General features: G+C 65.3%; 19 protein-coding genes. 2 read left to right on the forward strand and 17 right to left on the reverse strand.

Annotation, left to right across the window (positions count from 1 at the left end; translation table 11 throughout):
* Positions 1-75: 75 nt before the first annotated feature.
* From tilS to ruvC, 12 genes are all read right to left on the reverse strand, one after another.
* A complete protein-coding gene (gene tilS / locus ACGYLO_RS05830; protein WP_271688053.1) occupies positions 76-1347 on the reverse strand; it encodes a tRNA lysidine(34) synthetase TilS in 1272 nt (423 codons plus the stop codon).
* A 6-nt stretch (positions 1348-1353) separates the two neighbouring features.
* Positions 1354-2214 carry a tol-pal system protein YbgF gene (gene ybgF / locus ACGYLO_RS05835; protein WP_271689989.1) on the reverse strand — a complete coding sequence of 287 codons (861 nt, stop codon included), beginning with the start codon at positions 2212-2214 and terminating at the stop codon, positions 1354-1356.
* A gap of 73 nt (positions 2215-2287) precedes the next feature.
* Entirely contained in the window at positions 2288-2812 is a 525-nt protein-coding gene (gene pal, locus ACGYLO_RS05840; protein WP_067262930.1) for a peptidoglycan-associated lipoprotein Pal, read from the reverse strand.
* A gap of 101 nt (positions 2813-2913) precedes the next feature.
* A complete protein-coding gene (tolB, locus tag ACGYLO_RS05845; RefSeq protein ID WP_271688056.1) occupies positions 2914-4257 on the reverse strand; it encodes a Tol-Pal system beta propeller repeat protein TolB in 1344 nt (447 codons plus the stop codon).
* 1 nt (position 4258) lies between these two features.
* Positions 4259-5407, reverse strand: coding sequence for an energy transducer TonB (locus tag ACGYLO_RS05850; protein ID WP_271688058.1), 1149 nt, complete (start codon positions 5405-5407; stop codon positions 4259-4261).
* 3 nt (positions 5408-5410) lie between these two features.
* The gene (tolR, locus tag ACGYLO_RS05855) at positions 5411-5884 is read right to left on the reverse strand and encodes a protein TolR (protein ID WP_209218187.1); all 474 of its coding nucleotides are present in this window, start codon (positions 5882-5884) and stop codon (positions 5411-5413) included.
* Positions 5885-5887: 3 nt separating this feature from the next.
* On the reverse strand, positions 5888-6583 hold the full coding sequence (tolQ, locus tag ACGYLO_RS05860; RefSeq protein WP_271688060.1) for a protein TolQ: 696 nt from the start codon (positions 6581-6583) through the stop codon (positions 5888-5890).
* A 130-nt stretch (positions 6584-6713) separates the two neighbouring features.
* Positions 6714-7112 carry a YbgC/FadM family acyl-CoA thioesterase gene (locus ACGYLO_RS05865; protein WP_271688061.1) on the reverse strand — a complete coding sequence of 133 codons (399 nt, stop codon included), beginning with the start codon at positions 7110-7112 and terminating at the stop codon, positions 6714-6716.
* Positions 7109-7732: a hypothetical protein gene (locus ACGYLO_RS05870; protein ID WP_271689990.1), complete on the reverse strand. Its 624-nt coding sequence runs from the start codon at positions 7730-7732 to the stop codon at positions 7109-7111. Before ACGYLO_RS05870 ends, ACGYLO_RS05865 begins: the two co-directional genes overlap by 4 nt.
* Positions 7733-7762: 30 nt before the next feature.
* On the reverse strand, positions 7763-8782 hold the full coding sequence (gene ruvB / locus ACGYLO_RS05875; protein ID WP_067263549.1) for a Holliday junction branch migration DNA helicase RuvB: 1020 nt from the start codon (positions 8780-8782) through the stop codon (positions 7763-7765).
* A 76-nt stretch (positions 8783-8858) separates the two neighbouring features.
* Positions 8859-9536, reverse strand: coding sequence for a Holliday junction branch migration protein RuvA (ruvA, locus tag ACGYLO_RS05880; protein WP_271688062.1), 678 nt, complete (start codon positions 9534-9536; stop codon positions 8859-8861).
* The gene (ruvC, locus tag ACGYLO_RS05885; RefSeq protein ID WP_271688063.1) at positions 9533-10039 is read right to left on the reverse strand and encodes a crossover junction endodeoxyribonuclease RuvC; all 507 of its coding nucleotides are present in this window, start codon (positions 10037-10039) and stop codon (positions 9533-9535) included. Before ruvC ends, ruvA begins: the two co-directional genes overlap by 4 nt.
* A gap of 354 nt (positions 10040-10393) precedes the next feature.
* On the opposite strand from ruvC, the gene ACGYLO_RS05890 reads away from it, so the two are divergent.
* Positions 10394-10612 (forward strand): DUF1127 domain-containing protein, encoded by a 219-nt coding sequence (locus ACGYLO_RS05890; protein ID WP_271688064.1) that lies wholly within the window; start codon positions 10394-10396, stop codon positions 10610-10612.
* 90 nt (positions 10613-10702) lie between these two features.
* On the opposite strand, the gene ACGYLO_RS05895 is transcribed toward ACGYLO_RS05890, so the two are convergent.
* From ACGYLO_RS05895 to ACGYLO_RS05910, 4 genes are all read right to left on the reverse strand, one after another.
* Complete coding sequence (locus tag ACGYLO_RS05895) at positions 10703-11047, reverse strand: hypothetical protein (protein ID WP_271688065.1); 345 nt, start codon at positions 11045-11047, stop codon at positions 10703-10705.
* A 110-nt stretch (positions 11048-11157) separates the two neighbouring features.
* Positions 11158-12030, reverse strand: a complete 873-nt coding sequence (locus ACGYLO_RS05900) for a 50S ribosomal protein L11 methyltransferase (protein WP_271688066.1) — start codon at positions 12028-12030, stop codon at positions 11158-11160.
* 82 nt (positions 12031-12112) lie between these two features.
* Positions 12113-13345, reverse strand: coding sequence for an MFS transporter (locus ACGYLO_RS05905; protein WP_271688067.1), 1233 nt, complete (start codon positions 13343-13345; stop codon positions 12113-12115).
* Positions 13346-13605: 260 nt separating this feature from the next.
* On the reverse strand, positions 13606-15795 hold the full coding sequence (locus ACGYLO_RS05910; RefSeq protein ID WP_271688068.1) for a primosomal protein N': 2190 nt from the start codon (positions 15793-15795) through the stop codon (positions 13606-13608).
* 122 nt (positions 15796-15917) lie between these two features.
* Here ACGYLO_RS05910 and fsa point away from each other — a divergent pair, with 122 nt between their 5' ends.
* The gene (gene fsa / locus ACGYLO_RS05915) at positions 15918-16571 is read left to right on the forward strand and encodes a fructose-6-phosphate aldolase (RefSeq protein ID WP_067263530.1); all 654 of its coding nucleotides are present in this window, start codon (positions 15918-15920) and stop codon (positions 16569-16571) included.
* A 63-nt stretch (positions 16572-16634) separates the two neighbouring features.
* On the opposite strand, the gene ACGYLO_RS05920 is transcribed toward fsa, so the two are convergent.
* Complete coding sequence (locus tag ACGYLO_RS05920) at positions 16635-17555, reverse strand: nitrilase-related carbon-nitrogen hydrolase (RefSeq protein ID WP_271688069.1); 921 nt, start codon at positions 17553-17555, stop codon at positions 16635-16637.
* Positions 17556-17812 lie beyond the last annotated feature (257 nt).

Consider the following 17812-nt stretch of genomic DNA (forward strand, 5'->3'; position numbering starts at 1 on the left):
GCGGGCAAGTCCCGCAACCCAAGGGGCGCCCGTTCGGGCAACCACCATACTAAGATAGACATGATGCGCTCATGTTCAATGCGATAATGGCGCGGTTTTGTTCCATTCCGCGCCGCTTTCGCGCCGGACATGCCATTTCTGGTCCAGCCCGGCAAGGGGCGCGGCAAGCAGCCGCGGGCCCTGCCAGATGGCCGGGGTCGACAGCAAGGCAGCACGGGGTCGCCCAAGGCTGCGCCAATCGGGGCATTGGGCCAGCCCCTCTGGGCCAAGCGCGCGCAATTCGGCCTCGGGCGGCAGCCCTTCGGGGGGGATCGCACGCCAGCGTCCGTCCCAAAGCTGATCCGCAGGCACGCGCAGATCGCGCACCGCGTTATACTCGCGAAAGATCCAGATTTCACCGCGCCGGAGCAGTGCCTGACACCCCGCCAGCGTGGCCGCCTGCCCTTCCGCTAGCCCCGCGATCAAAGCGGCCACGGGGCCGCGGCGCGGGGGGTAAGCGCCGCCGTTGATCTGCCCGAGCGCGCAAAGCATCAGGCGGCGGCGGATCTCTTCCGGCTCGGCGAAAAAGGCATCGGCCTGCATCACCTGCGCGCCCGCCTCCATACGCAGGATATCGCCCGCGGCGCGGTCGGTTTGGGCGTCCAACGCCGCCCGGGCGGTGGCCATGTTGCGCGCGACCTCGGCCAAAGTCTCTACATCGATGCCAAGCGGCGCGAGGGCATCAAGGCTTTGGCGGGTTTTGATCCGGGCATAGCGCGGGTCATCATTGCTGGGGTCTTCGACCCAGTGCAGCCCCGCCCGCCGCAGATGATCGCGCAGGGCCGCGCGCCGGGCGAAAAGCAGCGGGCGCAGCCATGTGACACCAAATCTTTCGCTGCGCGGCGCCATGGCCGCAAGCCCATCGACCCCCGACCGGCGCGCCAAGCGCATCAGCACCGTCTCGGCTTGATCGTCCGCCGTATGGCCAAGGGCCACGACGGGAAGCCCGCGCCGCGCGGCCCAATCGGCCATCAGGCGATAGCGCGCCTCACGCGCGGCGTTTTGAAGATTCCCCTGCCCGTCCCAATCGCGCCAGTGCAGTGTTTCATGGGCCAACCCCAGTCGGGCGGCATGGCGCGCGACCATGGCGGCCTCTTCCGCCGCTTCCGGGCGCAGCCCATGGTCGACGGTCACGGTCTCGAGATGGCTGCCCTTCGCCGTCGCCAGCCCATGCAGGAGCGACAGCAGGGCCATGGAATCGCCCCCGCCCGAGACGGCGACGCCAAGGCGGGGCGGCAGCGCGCCGCCCAAGCCAGAAAGCAACCCCTCGGTCAGCCCTGCATCAGCCGTTGCGGCGGGTGCAGTCATCTGCGGTCAGGAACAACCCAGCGTCTGGCGCTGCGCCTCGGCTTGGCTGACCTGCGGGGCGTTCGGAAAGCGCACGGCGACTTCCGAAAGGGTCACGCAGGCTTCTTGGGTCTGTTCCAACACGCCAAGAGCGCGGCCCAGCTCGAAGAGCGACCGCGGGGCCACCGGCCCTTCGGGATCGGTGCTGAAGGCCGCAAGATAGGCGCGCGCCGCTTCGCGGTTGTCGCCCAGACCGGTCAGGGCTTCGCCCCGGCGCATCTCGGCCTCGGCGGCTAGCGGACCGCCGGGGTAGGTCGTATTGAAGGACGCAAAGAGATCGGCGGCGCTGCGAAAGTCACCCGATGCGAGCGCCTCCTGCGCCCGCTCGAAATCGGCCTTCTCGCTGACCGCCAGCTCTGCTTCGTTGATCGGAGTGATGATGCCGCCAGATGTACCTGCGCCACCGCTGCCGGGGGTCACTTCGACAACCTCGCGATCTGCCTCGGGAGCGGGGGCCGCCACGGCAGGCGCCTCCCCTCCGCCGAGGGTCGAAGTCTCACCCAAAGCGCCCAGATCGCCGCCTTCAAGCTCGACCAGACGGTATTCCAGATCCCCGATCCGGTTGGTGCCATCGGCGACGATCCGGTTGATCCGGTTCTCCATCTCCTCGGTCTTGGAGGTGAGGCGCTGCAACTCGCTCTCCATGGTGCTGACCCGCTCCAACACCGAATTGCCGCCGGTCTCGACCGAGGCGCCGCCGGTGGTCGACAATTCGCGGCGCAGCTTTTGCACCTCGACGTTGAGCACGGTCAGCTGCTGGCGAATGTCCGCCAGCGTTTGATCGTTGTCCTGCGCCATAAGCGCGGCGGGGGCGGTCATCAGCCCCATCGCGGCCACGAAGATATATCGCTTCAGCACATCGGCCTCCTTGGATTGGTCATTGCTTGGGCAGTTGCCGCGGTCAGCTGGTCAGCGCGCCGCCAGCCAGCACGGTCACCGCGCGGCGGTTCTTGGCATAGCAAGCCTCGGCCGAGCAGATCTCGATCGGGCGTTCCTTGCCATAGCTGATGGTCTTGAGCCGCGAGGCCGCGATCCCGCGCGAGATCATATATTCACGCACCGCGTTGGCGCGGCGACCCCCAAGGGCGATGTTGTATTCGCGGGTGCCCTGCTCATCGGCATGGCCTTCGATCACGGCTTGGTAGTCGGAATTGGCCTGGAGCCATGCGACCTGCCCGTCAAGCGTGGCGCGACCTTCGTCGGTCAGAGTGGATTGGTCTACAAGGAACAGCACCCGGTCGCCCACGGCCTGCTGGAAATAGGCGGTGGAGGTCGGGTCATTCGCGCTGCCCGGCACCACGCCGGCGTTGACCCCGGCCCCTGCATTTGCCCCGCCCATGCCATCGGCACCAAAGCGGTCAGGGTTGGTACAGGCCGACACGGCCAATGCGGAAATCAAAAGCGTGCTGGTCAGAATGCGTTTCATGGGGTCTGCCTTCTATGTGGTGGCGTTATCGTTGCTGGTATTAACACAGGCGCGGGATCATTGGAATTGCCCGCACCCGTGGGTGGTGGCATGGGGAAACCTTAGTCTTGCAGCGGTGACCACGAGGGGTCAGAGCCGCCTTCGGGCGTGCGCACAGGCTTGAGGTTGCGCCCCGAAATATCGACGGAATAGAGCGAGGAGGATCCGCCCGCCCCTTGGGTTTCGCGCGCAAACATGATCACCCGCCCATTGGGGGCCCAAGTCGGACCTTCATCAAGGAAAGAGGCGGTCAGCAGACGCTCTTCCGAGCCATCCAACCGCATGACACCGATGTGGAAGCGGCCCTTGTTCTGCTTGGTAAAGGCCACCAGATCCCCGCGCGGCGACCAGACCGGCGTGCCGTAACGCCCCTCGCCAAAGGAAATCCGCGTCGCCTCTCCGCCGGTGGCGGGCATGACGTAAAGCTGCGGGCTGCCGGAACGGTCACTCTCAAAAACGATCTTGCTGCCATCGGGCGAGAAGCTCGGCGCCGTCTCAATCGCAGGGGTGTTGGTCAGGCGCACCGACTGGCCGCTGTTGATGTCCATCGAATAGATATCCGTGTTGCCGCCTTGGCTCAACGAATAGACCACCGTCTGACCGCTGGGCGAGAACCGCGGCGCGAAAGCCATGGAGCCTTCCGCGCTTTGCAGCGCGCGGCGTTGGACGGTGCCGATATCCAAGACATAGATGCGCGGGAAGCCACTTTCATAGCTGGTGTAAAGCACACGGTCCCCGCTGGGCGAGAAACGCGGCGCCAGCACGATGGAGCCGGATTCGGTAAGGTATTTCAGGTTCGCCCCGTCATAGTCCATCACGGCCAGACGTTTCTGGCGATTGTCCTTCGGCCCGGTCTCAGAGACGAAAACCACGCGGCTGTCGAAATAGCCACCCTCGCCGGTGATCCGGCTGTAAACCGCATCGGCCACCTTATGCGCCATGCGCCGCCAGCCGTCGACGGTGCCGCTGAATTGCAGACCGCCCTGCCCGCTGGCATCCAGCAACTCCTCACCCGAGAAGACGTCATAGACGCGGAACTTCACGTTCACGCTATTGCCGGTGACATTGACAGCCCCGGTGATCAGCGCCTGCGCGTTGATCGCCTTCCAGTCGGCATATTCGACCGGCGCGTTGAAGTCGCTCACGGTGGAGATATAGGCGCTGGCCGGAATCTCGCGGAACAGGCCAGTGCCAGTCAGATCGTCCGAGACGACGCGGGCGATGTCGACGGCCAATTGCCCCGCCTCACCGCTTTCGGGCTGAAAGCTGGGGACGGCAAAGGGCAAGGGTTCGATGGTCGGGTCGTCGATCACGATGCGCAACGGCTCGGCGCGCGCGGTGTCCGGGGCCGCCGCGAAGACGGTCGCGGCCCCCAGTGCCAGAAGTCCCAGAAGTCTCGTCAGCATGTTATCGGCTCCTCATTGGATCGAATGTCATCTCGATGTCTTGCCACTGGCTGTATTTTTCTTGTGGCAGGTCGTAGCCGCGGCTGCCGCAGCGGATGATTGCACGTTTGGCCGCCTCGAAGGCCTGCCTTGCTGCGGCATCGCCACCGCCCGAGGCGCTGAGCATCCGGATCGACCCGATCACCGGCGTGCCGTCCTGATTCATCTGCAGCCCCACGATCACCGTGGTCCGCGCCGCTTCGGTCGACAATGCGCCGATGTTCCAGCAGGCCGAGACCGCGACGCGCAGGCTCTCGCGCTCGCCCGACGACAGCGGCGGGCCGCTCGGCACCGGGGCCTCGGCCTCCGGCTGGCCGAGGACTTCGCTCAGCGCATCGGCGATGGCGTCTTCGGTCGTGTCCTGCGCAGGTTCCTCGGCGGGCGCCGGCGTCGGTTCGGGGGCGGCTTCCTCCTCGGGTTCCTCCGGGGCCTCGGCCACCTCGACGGGCGGCGGCGGGGCCGGACGGCGACCGGGCGGGCGGGCCGAGGCCGCCGGGGCCTGATCGGCCTCGGTCACGATTTCGGTCGTGCTGTCCTCGGGCGTCTGCGCCTCTTGCGGCTCTTCTTCGACGACGACTTCCGGCTCGGCCTCGGGTTCGGGCGCGACGGCGGGCTGTTCATCAAGGTCGGGGCGCGCTTCGGGCTCGGGCGGGGCCACAGGCTCGGGCGCCACGCGCGGGGCCTCGCGGGGGCGGGCCTCGGGGGCGATCTCGGGCACCAGAACGGCGGTGTCGCCGATGGGCTCGTTCAGTTCGGGGGCGCTGTCGTCCACTTCAGTCTGCGGCGGCAGTTCCAGCTCGGTCACCTCAGGCGGTGTGTCCTCGGGCGGGGTTTCGGTCTGCACCGGCTCGGGCTGTTCGATCTCGGCATCCGGCTCGGCGGTGACCTCGGGCGCCTCCTCGCTCGGCGCGGGCAATGCGGGCTGGGCCACCTCGGTGGTCGAGGCGGGCGGCTGCTGGGCCGAGACGAGCGCGTCATATTCCGCCGCCGAGATCACCGAGACCTCGGTCATCTCAACCGGGTCCGGCTCGGAGGTGAAAATGTTCCCGAGCAGAAGCCAGCCGATAAGACCCAGATGCCCGGCACCTGATATGTAATGCCCGGTATGCACCGCTCAGCCACCCGACGTGTCGCTGCCGTCCATCGCCGGGCCGCCGATGTCGGTCACCAGACCGATGTTGGAAAATCCGCCCGCGTTGAGCGCGCCCATGACCTCCATGACCTGCGCATAGGGCACCGCGCCATCGGCGCGCAAAAAGACCCGGTCGCTGGCCCGTTCAGCCGCGATGGCGCGCAGCTTGGTCACCAGCTGGTCGCGCGGCGTGTCGGTGGTCTGGATCTGCACCGCGCCTTGGGCGGTGACCGTGACGGTCAGCGGCTCTTCCTGCTCGGCCGGCAGGGCCGTGGCGGCGGTCTTGGGCAGCTCCACCGGAACGCCCACGGTTAAAAGCGGGGCCGCGACCATGAAGATGATCAGCAGCACCAGCATCACGTCCACGAAGGGCGTGACGTTGATCTCGGCCATCGGCTGGGCGCGGCCACGCCGCCGCCCCTTGCCGCCTTGCTTTTTCATGACACCCGCACCCATGGCTTAGCTGTCCAACTGGCGGCTGAGGATGGTGGCGAATTCGTCCGAGAAGGCCTCGTAGGTGCCCAAGATCCGGTCACTGTCGGCGCTCAGCTTGTTGTAGAAGACCACCGCCGGGATCGCGGCGAGAAGGCCGATGCCGGTCGCCAGAAGCGCCTCGGCGATGCCCGGGGCCACGACGGCGAGGTTGGTGTTCTGCTGGGCCGCGATCTCGATGAAGGAGTTCATGATGCCGAAGACGGTGCCGAAGAGGCCAACGAACGGCGCGGTGGAGCCCACGGTCGCCAGTACCGGCAGGCCCTTTTGCAGGCGCTCCGCTTCTTTCGCGATCGCCACGTCCATCGACCGGTCGATGCGTGCGGTTGCACCGGGGATCAGCGCGCCATCCTCGCGGTGCGAGCGGCGCCATTCCGACATGCCGGCGGCAAAGATCTTCTCCGATGGCCCATCGGGGTCCGCGCCGATGGTGTCAAAGAGACCGTCCAAAGGCTCACCCGACCAGAAGGCCCGATCGAATTGCGCCGCCTCGGCACGGGCTTTGCGGTATTGGATGGTTTTCTGAATGATGATCGACCAAGACCAGAAAGAGGCCCCGATCAGCATGATCATTACAAGTTTGACCGTGACCGTCGCCTTCGCGAACAGACCCCACAGGGAGAAATCGATCCCCTGTGCCAATGCCAGCGTCTCTGCTTCCATTTAACTATGCTCTTTTACTGCCGCCCCGTCGGGGCATTCTGCCTCTGGGTTCTATCTCTGGGCCCTATTTTCCGGCCTCAATTTGGAGCAAAGCTAACGGACTGCAACCTAGATTGCCAGAATTATGGTATCATCGCGCCGGATCGCCCTCCGACAGGCGGAGTTTCGCTGGCAGCCGCGTGGGTTTTCCGCCCGTTGTCATGCAAACGGCGGTAACTTTGGCACGAAAGATGACCTTGCCATCGCGCAGCACGTCTTGGTCGAACACCCAACGCACCGGCCCTTTGGCCTGATGGGTCGTCTGCACCTCCAGCCGATCGCCAAAGCGCGCGGCGCCGAGGTAATCCGCCTCCACCCGCGTCACGACAAAGACCAGCCCCTCGTCGCGCATGGCGCGTTGATCAAGGCCGATCTGTTCGACAATATCCGACCGGGCCCGTTCGATATAGCGCAGGTAGTTGGCGTAATAGACGACACCCGCCATATCGGTATCTTCATAGAAGATGCGGACCGGGAAGCTATGGCTCATGACGCCACCTGCACCCGTGCGGCAAGGCGCAGCGCGTGGCTGGCATCATTGGCGGCGGGGGGCATCACCGGGTCATAGGCGGCGCGGATCACATCCGCGACCTCGGGGCGCAGCACCAGCGCGTCATCGGCCATCGCCAGCGGGGATTGCTCCTGAAAGGCATCCTCGGACCACAAGAGGATGACCTGCACCGCTTGGCTAAGCGCCAGCACCTGCGCGGACATGTCTTGCAGGCTCTCGTCCATGCGCAGGAAGACGAAAGCCGCCTTGATCGCGCCGTTCTCGTCGAAACGGAAGAAACGGTATTGGTTCGCCCCGGCGGCCTGCAGCCGCTCGACCTGCGCGGCGAGGTCCGGCACCAGACCCTCCATCCCCGGCACATCGAGCAGTTCCGCCCAATCGGCGAAGAAGAACATCATCAGATTGCTGCCTAACTCCGGGTCGGTTTCGGCCATGTCGTGACCGGCAAGCTTGGCCACCGCTTCGAGCGCGCCTTTCACCACCGGCAGCGCCTCTTCCTCGATCCCAAAGGCCACGGGGGCGATGGGGCGGCCCCAGCGGGCAAAGGCGAACTGCCCGTCGCGGCGGGTGAAAAGGGTCTCGATCTGCTCTGCGGTCATCGTCATCTGGTCTACCTTCGCTCCGAAACGTCAGCCGAAAAGGTCGCTCTGCCCTCGGGGCGCGGCAAGCCCGAGATGGCTCCACGCCTTGGCGGCCAACATCCTGCCGCGCGGGGTACGCTGGATCAGGCCTTGCTGCAACAGGAACGGCTCAATGACCTCCTCCAGCGCATCGCGGCTTTCCGAAAGCGCGGCCGAGAGCGTTTCGATCCCCACCGGGCCGCCCTGATAATTCTCAGCCATCAGGCGCAGGTAGCGCCGGTCCGCCCCGTCGAGGCCGAGGTGATCGACACCGAGCCGCGTCAGCGCCATATCAGCCAACTCGCGCGTCACGCGACCGTCGCCCTCCACCACGGCGAAATCCACCACCCGGCGCAACAGCCGCCCGGCGATGCGCGGCGTGCCGCGGGCGCGTTTGGCAATCTCGCGCGCGCCGCCTTCGTCCGCCGGGGCGCCGAGCTTGCGGGCGTTGCGGTCGACGATGATGTAAAGCTCGTCCTCGGTGTAGAACTGCAGCCGCGTCGGGATGCCGAAACGGTCGCGCAGCGGCGTGGTCAGAAGCCCCATGCGGGTGGTGGCGCCCACGAGCGTGAAGGGCTGCAATTCGATCCGCACGGTGCGCGCGGCGGGGCCTTCGCCGATCACCAGATCGAGCTCGAAATCCTCCATCGCCGGGTAGAGCACCTCTTCGACGGAGGCGTTCAGCCGGTGGATCTCGTCAATAAACAGCACATCGCGCGCCTCGAGATTGGTGAGGATCGCGGCGAGGTCCCCGGCCTTGGCCAGCACCGGGCCGGAGGTCATGCGAAAGCCCACGCCAAGCTCGCGCGCCATGATCTGCGCCAGCGTCGTCTTGCCCAAGCCGGGCGGGCCATGAAACAGCGTGTGGTCCATCGCCTCGCCCCGCTGGCGGGCGGATTGGATAAAGACCGACAGATTCGCCCGCGCCTCCGCCTGCCCGACGAATTCGCCAAGCATCTGCGGCCGCAGCGCGCGGTCGGTGTCTTCGGGCAGCGGGTCGGGCCGCACGGTGGGGTCGATGTCGGTCATAGGGCCTCGTTATGCCGTAGGGTGCGTGGTTCTTCCAGCAGAAGGTTCACGCACCAACCGCCGCGCGCATTCGTGCTCACCCCTTCGGCGCCAGCAGCTTCAGCGCCGCGCGAATGAGCGCCTTGGTATCGGCCTCGGGCGTCTCGCCTGTCGCCTGCGCCACGGCGCCCGCCGCATCGCCCGGGGCATAGCCGAGGTTACCGAGCGCCGAAAGCGCCTCGGACTGGGCAGAGGCATTGGGGGCGGCAGGTTTCGGCGCGGGGCGCGGGGCGGCAGCTTCAATCACCGCCTCGTCGGCGGCGGCCTCAGTCTCGCCCATGGCGTCGGCCACGGTGCCGGTCATCGCCATGACGCCGGGCGCCTTGTCCTTGAGGTCAAGCACCACGCGTTGGGCGATCTTGGGCCCGATGCCCTTCGCGGCCTTCACCGCGTTCCAGTCACCAAGCGCGATGGCGCGGCTCACGCCATCCGGCCCCAGCGTGCCGAGGATCGCGAGCGAGGCCTTGGCCCCCACCCCCTGCACCGAGGTCAGTAGCCGGTGCCATTCCTTCTCCACCAGCGTCTGGAAGCCAAAGAGCTGCATCAGGTCCTCGCGCACCACGAGGTCGGTATAAAGCGCCACCGCCTCGCCCACCCCCGGGAGTGCTGCCATGGTGCGGTCGGAGACATAGACGAGGTAACCCACCCCGCGCACGTCGATCAGCACGTGATCGGCGGCGCGGTAGTCGATGCGGCCCGAAAGCTTGCCGATCATGCGCTTGCCCTCGCCACCGCTTGGGCCAAGGTGCTCGCCCCGCCGTGATGCGCGTGGCAGATCGCGATGGCCAGTGCATCGGCGGCATCCGGCCCCGAAATCTCGATCCCCGGCATCTGCATCTTGACCATATGCGCCACCTGTCCCTTATCCGCATGGCCGACGCCGACCACGGTTTTCTTGACCTTGTTGGGGGCATATTCGCCCACCGTCAAACCAAACTGCGCGGGCACCAGCATGGCGATGCCCCGCGCCTGCCCCAGTTTCAGCGTCCCGGCGCCATCCTTGTTCACGAAGGTCTGCTCAACCGCTGCCGCTTGGGGCCGCCATGCCGTCAGCACACGCGTAAGCTGCCCATGCAAGGACAAGAGCCGCGCGCCAAGGTCGTCGCCTTCGGAGTGACAGATGCCATTGGCCACATGGGCGATTCGGCTGCCCGAGACATCGATCACGCCCCAGCCCAGATTGCGCAGCCCCGGATCTATGCCGATCACCCGTATCATCTCTGCCCCTCGATAAAGTTGTTGCTTTTTTGGTGCACTAGCACGAAAGGCGAACATCGCAAAGCCCTGATGCGCGGCGGGCGCTTTGCGACAGGCGCTCTGTCGCTTTTGAACCGCGGTGTCGAATTGCGCCTCTCCATGGTTCAAAACCGACATGCCGGGCGGTAAATTTTTCCCGTAATGAGAGTGGGTTAACCCTATTTTCGACCCATGCAAAAAACGCAAGCCTCACTGTCGTTTTTGAGGGATTGCGCGGGGCGAATTTCGGGCATACTTGCCGAAAATTCCGTTCGGTAAGGAAGGTCATCCCGCCCCCCTACCGACGCAACCTGAGATCAAACAAAGGACGGCCCCATGGCAGCTTTCGACACCACCCGCACCGCTTACGGCTCCCCCTCGGCCGTCACACGCATCCTTGGCTTTTTCGGCACCTTCTTCGCTGCGGTTGAGGCTTGGCAAGACAGCCGCGCCACCCGCAAGGCGCTGTCGGACCTGACCGATCTCGAGTTGCAAGACATCGGCTTGATCCGGGGCGACATCGACTTTGTGGCGCAGAGCCACTTCGTGCGTTGACCCTACGGGATAATCACCAGCCCAATTAGAAAAAGCCGTAGCGGAGAGCCTCCGCTACGGCTTTTTCTTTACGCAAGAGGCGATGCCCCGTTACCGCATGATCGGGCCGGTCAGCTCGGCCAATGTCTGGGTCACCGGGTCGATGGCCATCATCTTGGCGCCGATCTGCTCAAGGTTCGACCCATTGGCGAGGCGTGAGAGGCGTTCGTTATAGGTCACCGGGCCGATCGCGGCGAGGGTGAAGGCTTTGAAGCCGAAGAACACTAGAACGATCAGGAAAAGCCCTGTCATCGGGAAACCCCGGCGGGCGCGTTTCGGCAAGACAGAGATCAACCCATCGCGTCCGACGCGGGTGACATATCCTCGTTCCAGCTTCCGATGCTTGCGCCCCAGAAGTTCGATCCGTTTCGCGAATTGAGCGTGTCCTTCAGCCATCACAGCCTCCGTAGCAATCCGGCCCCCACCGTTTGCTGTCAATTTGAATAAAGTCCAAATGTGGCAACAAAGCGGCAAAAGGCTCGAATGCAACGAAAATGAGGCGTGAATTATACTTTCGTTTGAAGCGTTAGTGTCGTCCAGTCACCAATACTCTCGCGGTGGGTCAGATTGATGCCGGATCGCGCATAAACCTCGATCACCTCTTCCGCCTGTTCGTTCAGCAGGCCGGAGAGAATCGCATAGCCGCCGGGTTGGAGCGCCGCCGCCATGTCGGGGGCCAGCGCCACCAGCGGTCCTTTGAGGATATTGGCAAAGACCAGATCGAAAGGCGCGGCTTCGGCCAACGCGGGATGGTCGAAACCCGCGGCCTCCACGCAGGTCACGCGGCCCGTTAGCCCGTTGGCGTCGACATTGGCCTGCGCCACCTCCACCGCGACTTCGTCGATGTCGCTTGCCAGCACGGTTTCCGGCCAGATGCGCGCGGCGGCCATGGCCAGCACCGCGGTGCCGCAGCCGATGTCGGCGACGTTGCGGCCGTGGAACCCCTCGTTCGCCAGCCGGTCGAGCGCCTTGAGGCAGCCCAAGGTGGTGCCGTGGTGCCCGGTGCCGAAGGCCATGGCGGCCTCGATCAGCAGCGGCTCGCAGTCTTCGGGCACCTTGTCTGCGTCATGGCTGCCGTAGACGAAGAAGCGGCCCGCCTCCACCGGCGCCAATTCGCGCCGGACATGGGCGACCCAGTCGGTCTCGGGCAGTTCGGAGACGGTGAACTCCTTGGCGCCCATGGCTTTGGCCAGCACGGCAAGTGCTGCGGTATCGGGCGCTTCTTCGAAGTAACCGCCGACTTCCCACAGGCCCGAGCCGTCCTCGACCTCGAAAACGCCCACGCCGGTGGGCTCAGGGGTCAGCCGCTCCATCGCCTCGCCCAGAGCATAGGCGGGGTCGCGGCCTTCGAGGGTGGTGAGGGCGGTGAAAGTGGGCATGGCGCGGTCCTTTGCTGCGGTGCGGTTGCGTTTCGCCTAGGGCCGCGCGCGCGCCGGGTCAAGCCATGCTGGGTTTTGCGCCTTATTCGGCGGCCTGCGGCAGGACACTTTGAAAGATCGTCTCATGCCCCGGCGCGGGATGGCGCGGGATCAGCAGCGACAGCATCAGCGACACAGCCGCCATGCCCGCCGCGAGGAAGAACACCGCCGCCGGCGAGGCCAGCCACAAGAGCCCCAAGAGCACCGGCAGGAAGACCGCGGCGATATGGTTGATGGTGAAAGCCACCGCCGCCGTGGGTGCGATATCCGCAGGGTCCGCGATCTTCTGAAAATAGGTCTTCAACGCCAATGCGAGGGCAAAGAACATATGGTCGATGACATAGAGCGCCGCCGCGATCACCACGCCCCAGCCGAGGTAATAGACCCCGCCATAGGCCAGAAAGACCAAGATCAGCCCGATGTATTCCACCGCCAAGGTCCGGCGTTCGCCGAAATGGCCCACGGCGCGGCCCATCAGCGGGGCAAAGAGCATATTGGCGACAAGGTTGATGAGGTAGAGCATGGTGATCTCATGCACCTCAAAGCCGAAGCGTTCGACCATCATGAAGCCCGCGAAGACCACGAAGATCTGCCGCCGCGCGCCGGACATGAATTGCAGCGCATAATAGAGCCAGTAGCGGCGGCGCAGCACCATTTTCTTGTTCTGCACCGTGGGCGCCTCGAACTGCGGATAGGCCAGCATGGCGGTGAGTGCGATGGCGACGGTAACGCCCCCGCCGATCATATAGACGATGCTGTAGCTGAGGCTCAGCGTCTCCCACAGCGCCATGATCGCGAGATAGGCCACCAACGTGGCCAGCGAGCCCGCGGCCATGAGCCAGCCGATCATGCGCGGGGCGTCCTCAATCTTCAGCCATTGCAGTTGCAGCGACTGGTTCACCGTCTCGTAGTAGTGGAACCCGATGGAGCTGAGCATGGTGATCGTCAGGATACCGCCCATGGAGGGGAAATAGGCCGTGACCGCCGTGGCCGCGCCCAGAAGCGCGAGCGAGACCAGCCCCAGCACCTGCTCGCGCATGAAGAGCAGGATGGCGATGACACCGATGGCGAAGAAGCCCGGGATCTCGCGCACCGTATGCAGCAGTCCGATGTCGGACCCGTCGAAATCGGCGACCTCGATAACGAAGTTATTGAGCAACGCCGACCATGTGTTGAAGGCGATCGGCATGGCCAGCGCCATGAGGAACAGCAGGGCCACGGGACGGCGCCAGAACGGCAGGCGCTTGGCCTCTTCGAGGGTGATAAAACGGGTCATGGCAATTCATTACGCCCAAGGCCCGGGGATGGCGAGAGAAAAGGACGATCCGGCTCAGGAGCCGGGCAGTGCCAGACCGGGGGCTGGCGCACACGAACTTTCAGGTGGGCACTTTATGGCAGCAACTCATATGAAACATGCGCAAGCCGCCACTCCGATAGCAAAAGCGCCAGACCATGGGCCGGTCTGGCGCTGCCCGGCGGGCATACGCCCTTGATTCCGGGCTGGTGCGCGAGGTGCAAACGTCTTGGCAGCCAGCTTCAATAAAAACTCTGCGGATCAATATCCACCGCCAGACGCAAATCCCCCTTGAGCCGCAGCCCGCCGACCCAGCGGCCCAGCGCCTCCTGCAGCGCCACGCCTTTATCCGCCTTCACCAACAGCCGCACACGATGCCGCCCGCGCACCCGGGCGATCGGCGCGGGCGCAGGGCCGAAAACCTGCGCCCCCATGGCACGCAAAGGCCCGTCATGCCGCGCCAGATGGTTGCCCAGATCGAACACCGCCGCCGCGTCGCTGCCGCTCAGGATGATCCCCGCCATGCGCCCATAGGGCGGCACCCCGGCTTGCCGCCGTTCCCCGGCCTCGGCGGCCCAAAAGGCCTCCTCCTCACCCGCCAAGATCGCCCGGATCACCGGGTGCTCGGGCTGATAGGTCTGCAACAGGGCCGCGCCCGGCGCCTCGGCCCGGCCCGCACGCCCCGCCACCTGCCGCATCAGTTGGAAGGTCCGCTCCGCCGCGCGCAGGTCCGACCCGGTGAGGCCAAGATCGGCGTCGATCACCCCCACCAGCGTCAGCTTGGGAAAGTTATGCCCCTTGGCCACCAGCTGCGTGCCGATGATGATATCCGCCGCCCCCTCGGCGATGCCCGCGATCTCGGCCTTGAGCGCGCGGGCCGAGCCGTACATGTCCGAGCTGAGCGTCGCGATCCGGGCCTCGGGCCAGAGCCCTGCCGCTTCTTCGCCCAGACGCTCCACCCCCGGCCCCACGGGCGCGAGCTTGCCTTCGACCCCGCATGAGGGGCAGGCCTCGGGCATCGGCTTGCTCTCACCGCATTGGTGGCAGACGAGGCGTTTCAGGAACCGGTGTTCGACCATCCGCGCATCGCATTGGTCGCAGCCGATCTGCTCGCCGCAGGCACGGCAGAGCGTCACCGGCGCATAGCCGCGTCGGTTGATGAAGAGCATCGCCTGTTCGCCGCGCGCCAGTCGCGCATCGACCTCGCGCTTCATCTCGCCCGAAATCCACTTGTCCCCCGGCAGCCCCGCCTGCCGCATGTCGATCGCGCCCATCTGCGGCATCACCGCCGGGCCGAAACGCGAGGTCAGTTCCAGCCGCCGGTACTTCCCGGCCTCGGCATTGGCCCATGTCTCGAGGCTCGGCGTGGCGCTTGCAAGCACCACCTGCGCGCCGCAGATCGAGGCCCGCAGCACCGCCATGTCCCGCGCGTTGTAGAGCACGCCGTCCTCCTGCTTGTAGGAGGTGTCATGTTCCTCATCCACGACGATCAGCCCGAGGTTCTGGAACGGCAGAAACAGGGCCGAGCGCGCGCCGATCACCAGTTGCGCATTGCCCTGCCCCACCATGCGCCAGATGCGGCGCCGCTCGGTCATGGTCACGCCCGAGTGCCATTCGGCGGGCTTGGCGCCGAAACGCTCTTCGACACGCTCCAAAAACTGCTCGGTCAGCGCGATCTCGGGCAGCAGCACCAGCGCCTGCCGCCCCGCTTGCACCGCAGCTGCCACGGCTTCGAGATAGACCTCCGTCTTGCCCGAACCGGTGACCCCGCGCAAAAGCGTGGTGCCGTAGGTCTCGGACTTGATCCCCTCGCGCAGCACTGCCGCCGCCTTGGCCTGATCCTCGGTCAGCGCCTTGCCCGGCAGCGAGGGATCGAGCGGGCGGAACGGCAGGTCGCGGGGGCTTTCCTCCTCGCGCACGGCGCCTTGGTCGACCAGCCCTTTCACGACCGAGGACGTCACCCCGGCCATCTCAGAAAGCTCCTTCAGCGTGAAGGCCAGATCGCCATATTCCTCCAGCACCGCCATGACCCTTTGCCGCGCATCGGTCATGCGCGACGGCATACCATCGCCGGCGCGGTAAATCTTGCGCATCGACGGCGGATCGCCGAGGCCCGGCGCGCGGGTCGCCAACCGCAGCATGGCGGGCAGCGGCGTGAGCGTATAGGCAGCAGACCGCAGCAAAAACTCGCGCATCTCCTCGCGCATCGGCGGCGCGTCGAGCACCCGGATCACATGGCGCACCTTGTTGATGTCGTAATCCCCGGCCCCCGGCCCCCAGACCACACCCATCACCTTGCGCGGCCCCAGCGGCACCTCGACAAAGGCCCCTGCATGGCAACCGCCCTCGGGCGCGCGATAATCCAAAGCGCGGCCCAAAGGCTGGGTGGTCATTACCGACAACAACTCACCATGGTGGTAGAATTCAGCCATACCTGCCGCATGCTCCGTGACGCTTGGGGGAATTGAGGCTTTAAGCATCGCAGATCATGCGGTAAAGCCAAGGCAACGAATTGACCCGATAGCGATCACATTCCAACCCGGAAGGAAAGCCCATGAAATTCTTCGTAGATACAGCCGAGATCGACGCCATCGCCGAACTCAATGACCTTGGCATGGTCGACGGCGTGACCACCAATCCCTCCCTAATCCTGAAATCGGGCCGCAACATCCTTGAAGTCACCAAAGAGATTTGTGACCTCGTCGACGGCCCTGTTTCCGCTGAAGTCGTGGCGCTGGAAGCCGACGCGATGATCGCCGAGGGCCGCAAACTGGCCGAAATCGCCGACAACATCACCATCAAACTGCCGCTGACATGGGACGGGCTGAAAGCCTGTAAGGTTCTGTCGGGCGAAGGTCACATGATCAACGTGACGCTCTGCTTCTCGGCGAACCAAGCGCTGATCGCGGCCAAGGCGGGCGCGACCTTCATCTCGCCCTTCATCGGGCGCCTTGACGACATCAACCTCGATGGCATGGACCTGATCCAAGACATCCGCACCATCTATGACAACTACGGTTTCGAAACGCAGATCCTCGCCGCCTCCATCCGCAGCGTGAACCACATTCTGGACGCCGCGCGCATCGGTGCCGACGTGATGACCGCGCCGCCCGAGGTGATCAAGAAACTGGCCGCGCATCCGCTGACCGACAAGGGGCTGGAGCAGTTCATGGCCGATTGGAAAAAGACCGGTCAGAACATCCTCTGATCCCGCCTTAACGCGCGAACATCAAACCCCTTCCGCCCGTGGCGGAGGGGGTTTTTCTTTGCCTTAGGCCGCACTCCCTTCGACCGTCAGGTGATCGCCCGACCACAGCCCCGGGCGCACCTCGGCCTCTGCCGCGCCTGCGCGGATGCGGCGGCACTGTCCCACGGGAATTGCGGGAGCTTCCAAGACCAAATCCATGCCCTGCGCCGCTGTCTGGGGCGGCAGGGCCGCATGCATCCCGTCCAAAGCCACCGAAACGTCGCAGGGCAGGTAAACGCTCGCCCCGCCCACGCCGGTATCCTGCTGCCACGGGGTCAGCGGCGCGCCCACCGCGCCGACACAGCAAACGGCGGTCTGCAATTCAATGGCCCGCGCCCGTGCGCAACTGAACACGCGGTTATAGCCGGTGATCATATCGGTCTTGGCGGGAATGATCACCAGATCGAGGTTCAGCTCCCCCAGTTTGGACCAGAGCGCGGTATATTCCGCATCAAGACAGATCGCGATGACACAGCGCAGCCCGTTCCACTCGAACAGGTTGATCCCCGTGCCCGCGATGGTCACGCCGCTGGCGCCATTCGCCTCAAGCGGGGTCAGGCTCAGCTTGTTCTGCACTTGCAGCCCGCCATCGGGGGTTAGAAACCACGCTTGATTAAGGTAACCTTCGGGCGCATCGACCGTAGGGAAGGCCACGGGAAAGGTGCCGGGCAGCAGGGCCACGCCGGTTTGCTCAACCATGCGCCGCATCGGGTCGAGCGCCAGCGTGGCGGTCTGCGCGAGCCAGCCAAGCTGCTCTTCCGCAGGCAGGTCGGCGGGGGCGAAACTCAGCCACTGCGCGCAGCAAAACTCGGGCATCACCAAAAGCTGCGCCTCACGCTCGGCGGCCTGTTGCAGACGCGTCTCGACACTGGCGAGCCAGCTTTGCAGCGAGTCCGGCGCGACCTGAAGGTTGGCGGCCCAAAGATCGACAGAGACATGTTCCATGTAAGATTTCCTCTCCCGGCAAAGACCTCTCCCACCGCACCCGGGGATATGCGGCAGGCTTCGATCAGGTACGCGCGGCCCTACGGCTGAAATCCGCGCGTCGACCGGGGCCAACACGTCTGCGCCGCTTTTGTTCCGCCAGGCTTCGTTCTACATCCCGGCCTGACGCAAGGCGGCAACAAAGACCGCAGGCGGCAGGACCCGTGACCAATTGGGGGCAGATCTTGACGCCCCAGCATGCTATGACACTGCAAATC

The organism is Sulfitobacter sp. 1A13353, assembly GCF_043557255.1.
GTDB classification, from domain to species: Bacteria; Pseudomonadota; Alphaproteobacteria; order Rhodobacterales; family Rhodobacteraceae; genus Sulfitobacter; species Sulfitobacter faviae.

Coding starts and splice junctions, on each gene's coding strand:
- tilS (WP_271688053.1), bottom strand. CDS start 1,347: ATGACTGCACCCGCCGCAACGGCTGATGCAGGGCTGACCGAGGGGTTG.
- ybgF (WP_271689989.1), bottom strand. CDS start 2,214: ATGGGGCTGATGACCGCCCCCGCCGCGCTTATGGCGCAGGACAACGAT.
- pal (WP_067262930.1), bottom strand. CDS start 2,812: ATGAAACGCATTCTGACCAGCACGCTTTTGATTTCCGCATTGGCCGTG.
- tolB (WP_271688056.1), bottom strand. CDS start 4,257: ATGCTGACGAGACTTCTGGGACTTCTGGCACTGGGGGCCGCGACCGTC.
- tolR (WP_209218187.1), bottom strand. CDS start 5,884: ATGGGTGCGGGTGTCATGAAAAAGCAAGGCGGCAAGGGGCGGCGGCGT.
- tolQ (WP_271688060.1), bottom strand. CDS start 6,583: ATGGAAGCAGAGACGCTGGCATTGGCACAGGGGATCGATTTCTCCCTG.
- ACGYLO_RS05865 (WP_271688061.1), bottom strand. CDS start 7,112: ATGAGCCATAGCTTCCCGGTCCGCATCTTCTATGAAGATACCGATATG.
- ACGYLO_RS05870 (WP_271689990.1), bottom strand. CDS start 7,732: ATGACCGCAGAGCAGATCGAGACCCTTTTCACCCGCCGCGACGGGCAG.
- ruvB (WP_067263549.1), bottom strand. CDS start 8,782: ATGACCGACATCGACCCCACCGTGCGGCCCGACCCGCTGCCCGAAGAC.
- ruvA (WP_271688062.1), bottom strand. CDS start 9,536: ATGATCGGCAAGCTTTCGGGCCGCATCGACTACCGCGCCGCCGATCAC.
- ruvC (WP_271688063.1), bottom strand. CDS start 10,039: ATGATACGGGTGATCGGCATAGATCCGGGGCTGCGCAATCTGGGCTGG.
- ACGYLO_RS05890 (WP_271688064.1), top strand. CDS start 10,394: ATGGCAGCTTTCGACACCACCCGCACCGCTTACGGCTCCCCCTCGGCC.
- ACGYLO_RS05895 (WP_271688065.1), bottom strand. CDS start 11,047: ATGGCTGAAGGACACGCTCAATTCGCGAAACGGATCGAACTTCTGGGG.
- ACGYLO_RS05900 (WP_271688066.1), bottom strand. CDS start 12,030: ATGCCCACTTTCACCGCCCTCACCACCCTCGAAGGCCGCGACCCCGCC.
- ACGYLO_RS05905 (WP_271688067.1), bottom strand. CDS start 13,345: ATGACCCGTTTTATCACCCTCGAAGAGGCCAAGCGCCTGCCGTTCTGG.
- ACGYLO_RS05910 (WP_271688068.1), bottom strand. CDS start 15,795: ATGGCTGAATTCTACCACCATGGTGAGTTGTTGTCGGTAATGACCACC.
- fsa (WP_067263530.1), top strand. CDS start 15,918: ATGAAATTCTTCGTAGATACAGCCGAGATCGACGCCATCGCCGAACTC.
- ACGYLO_RS05920 (WP_271688069.1), bottom strand. CDS start 17,555: ATGGAACATGTCTCTGTCGATCTTTGGGCCGCCAACCTTCAGGTCGCG.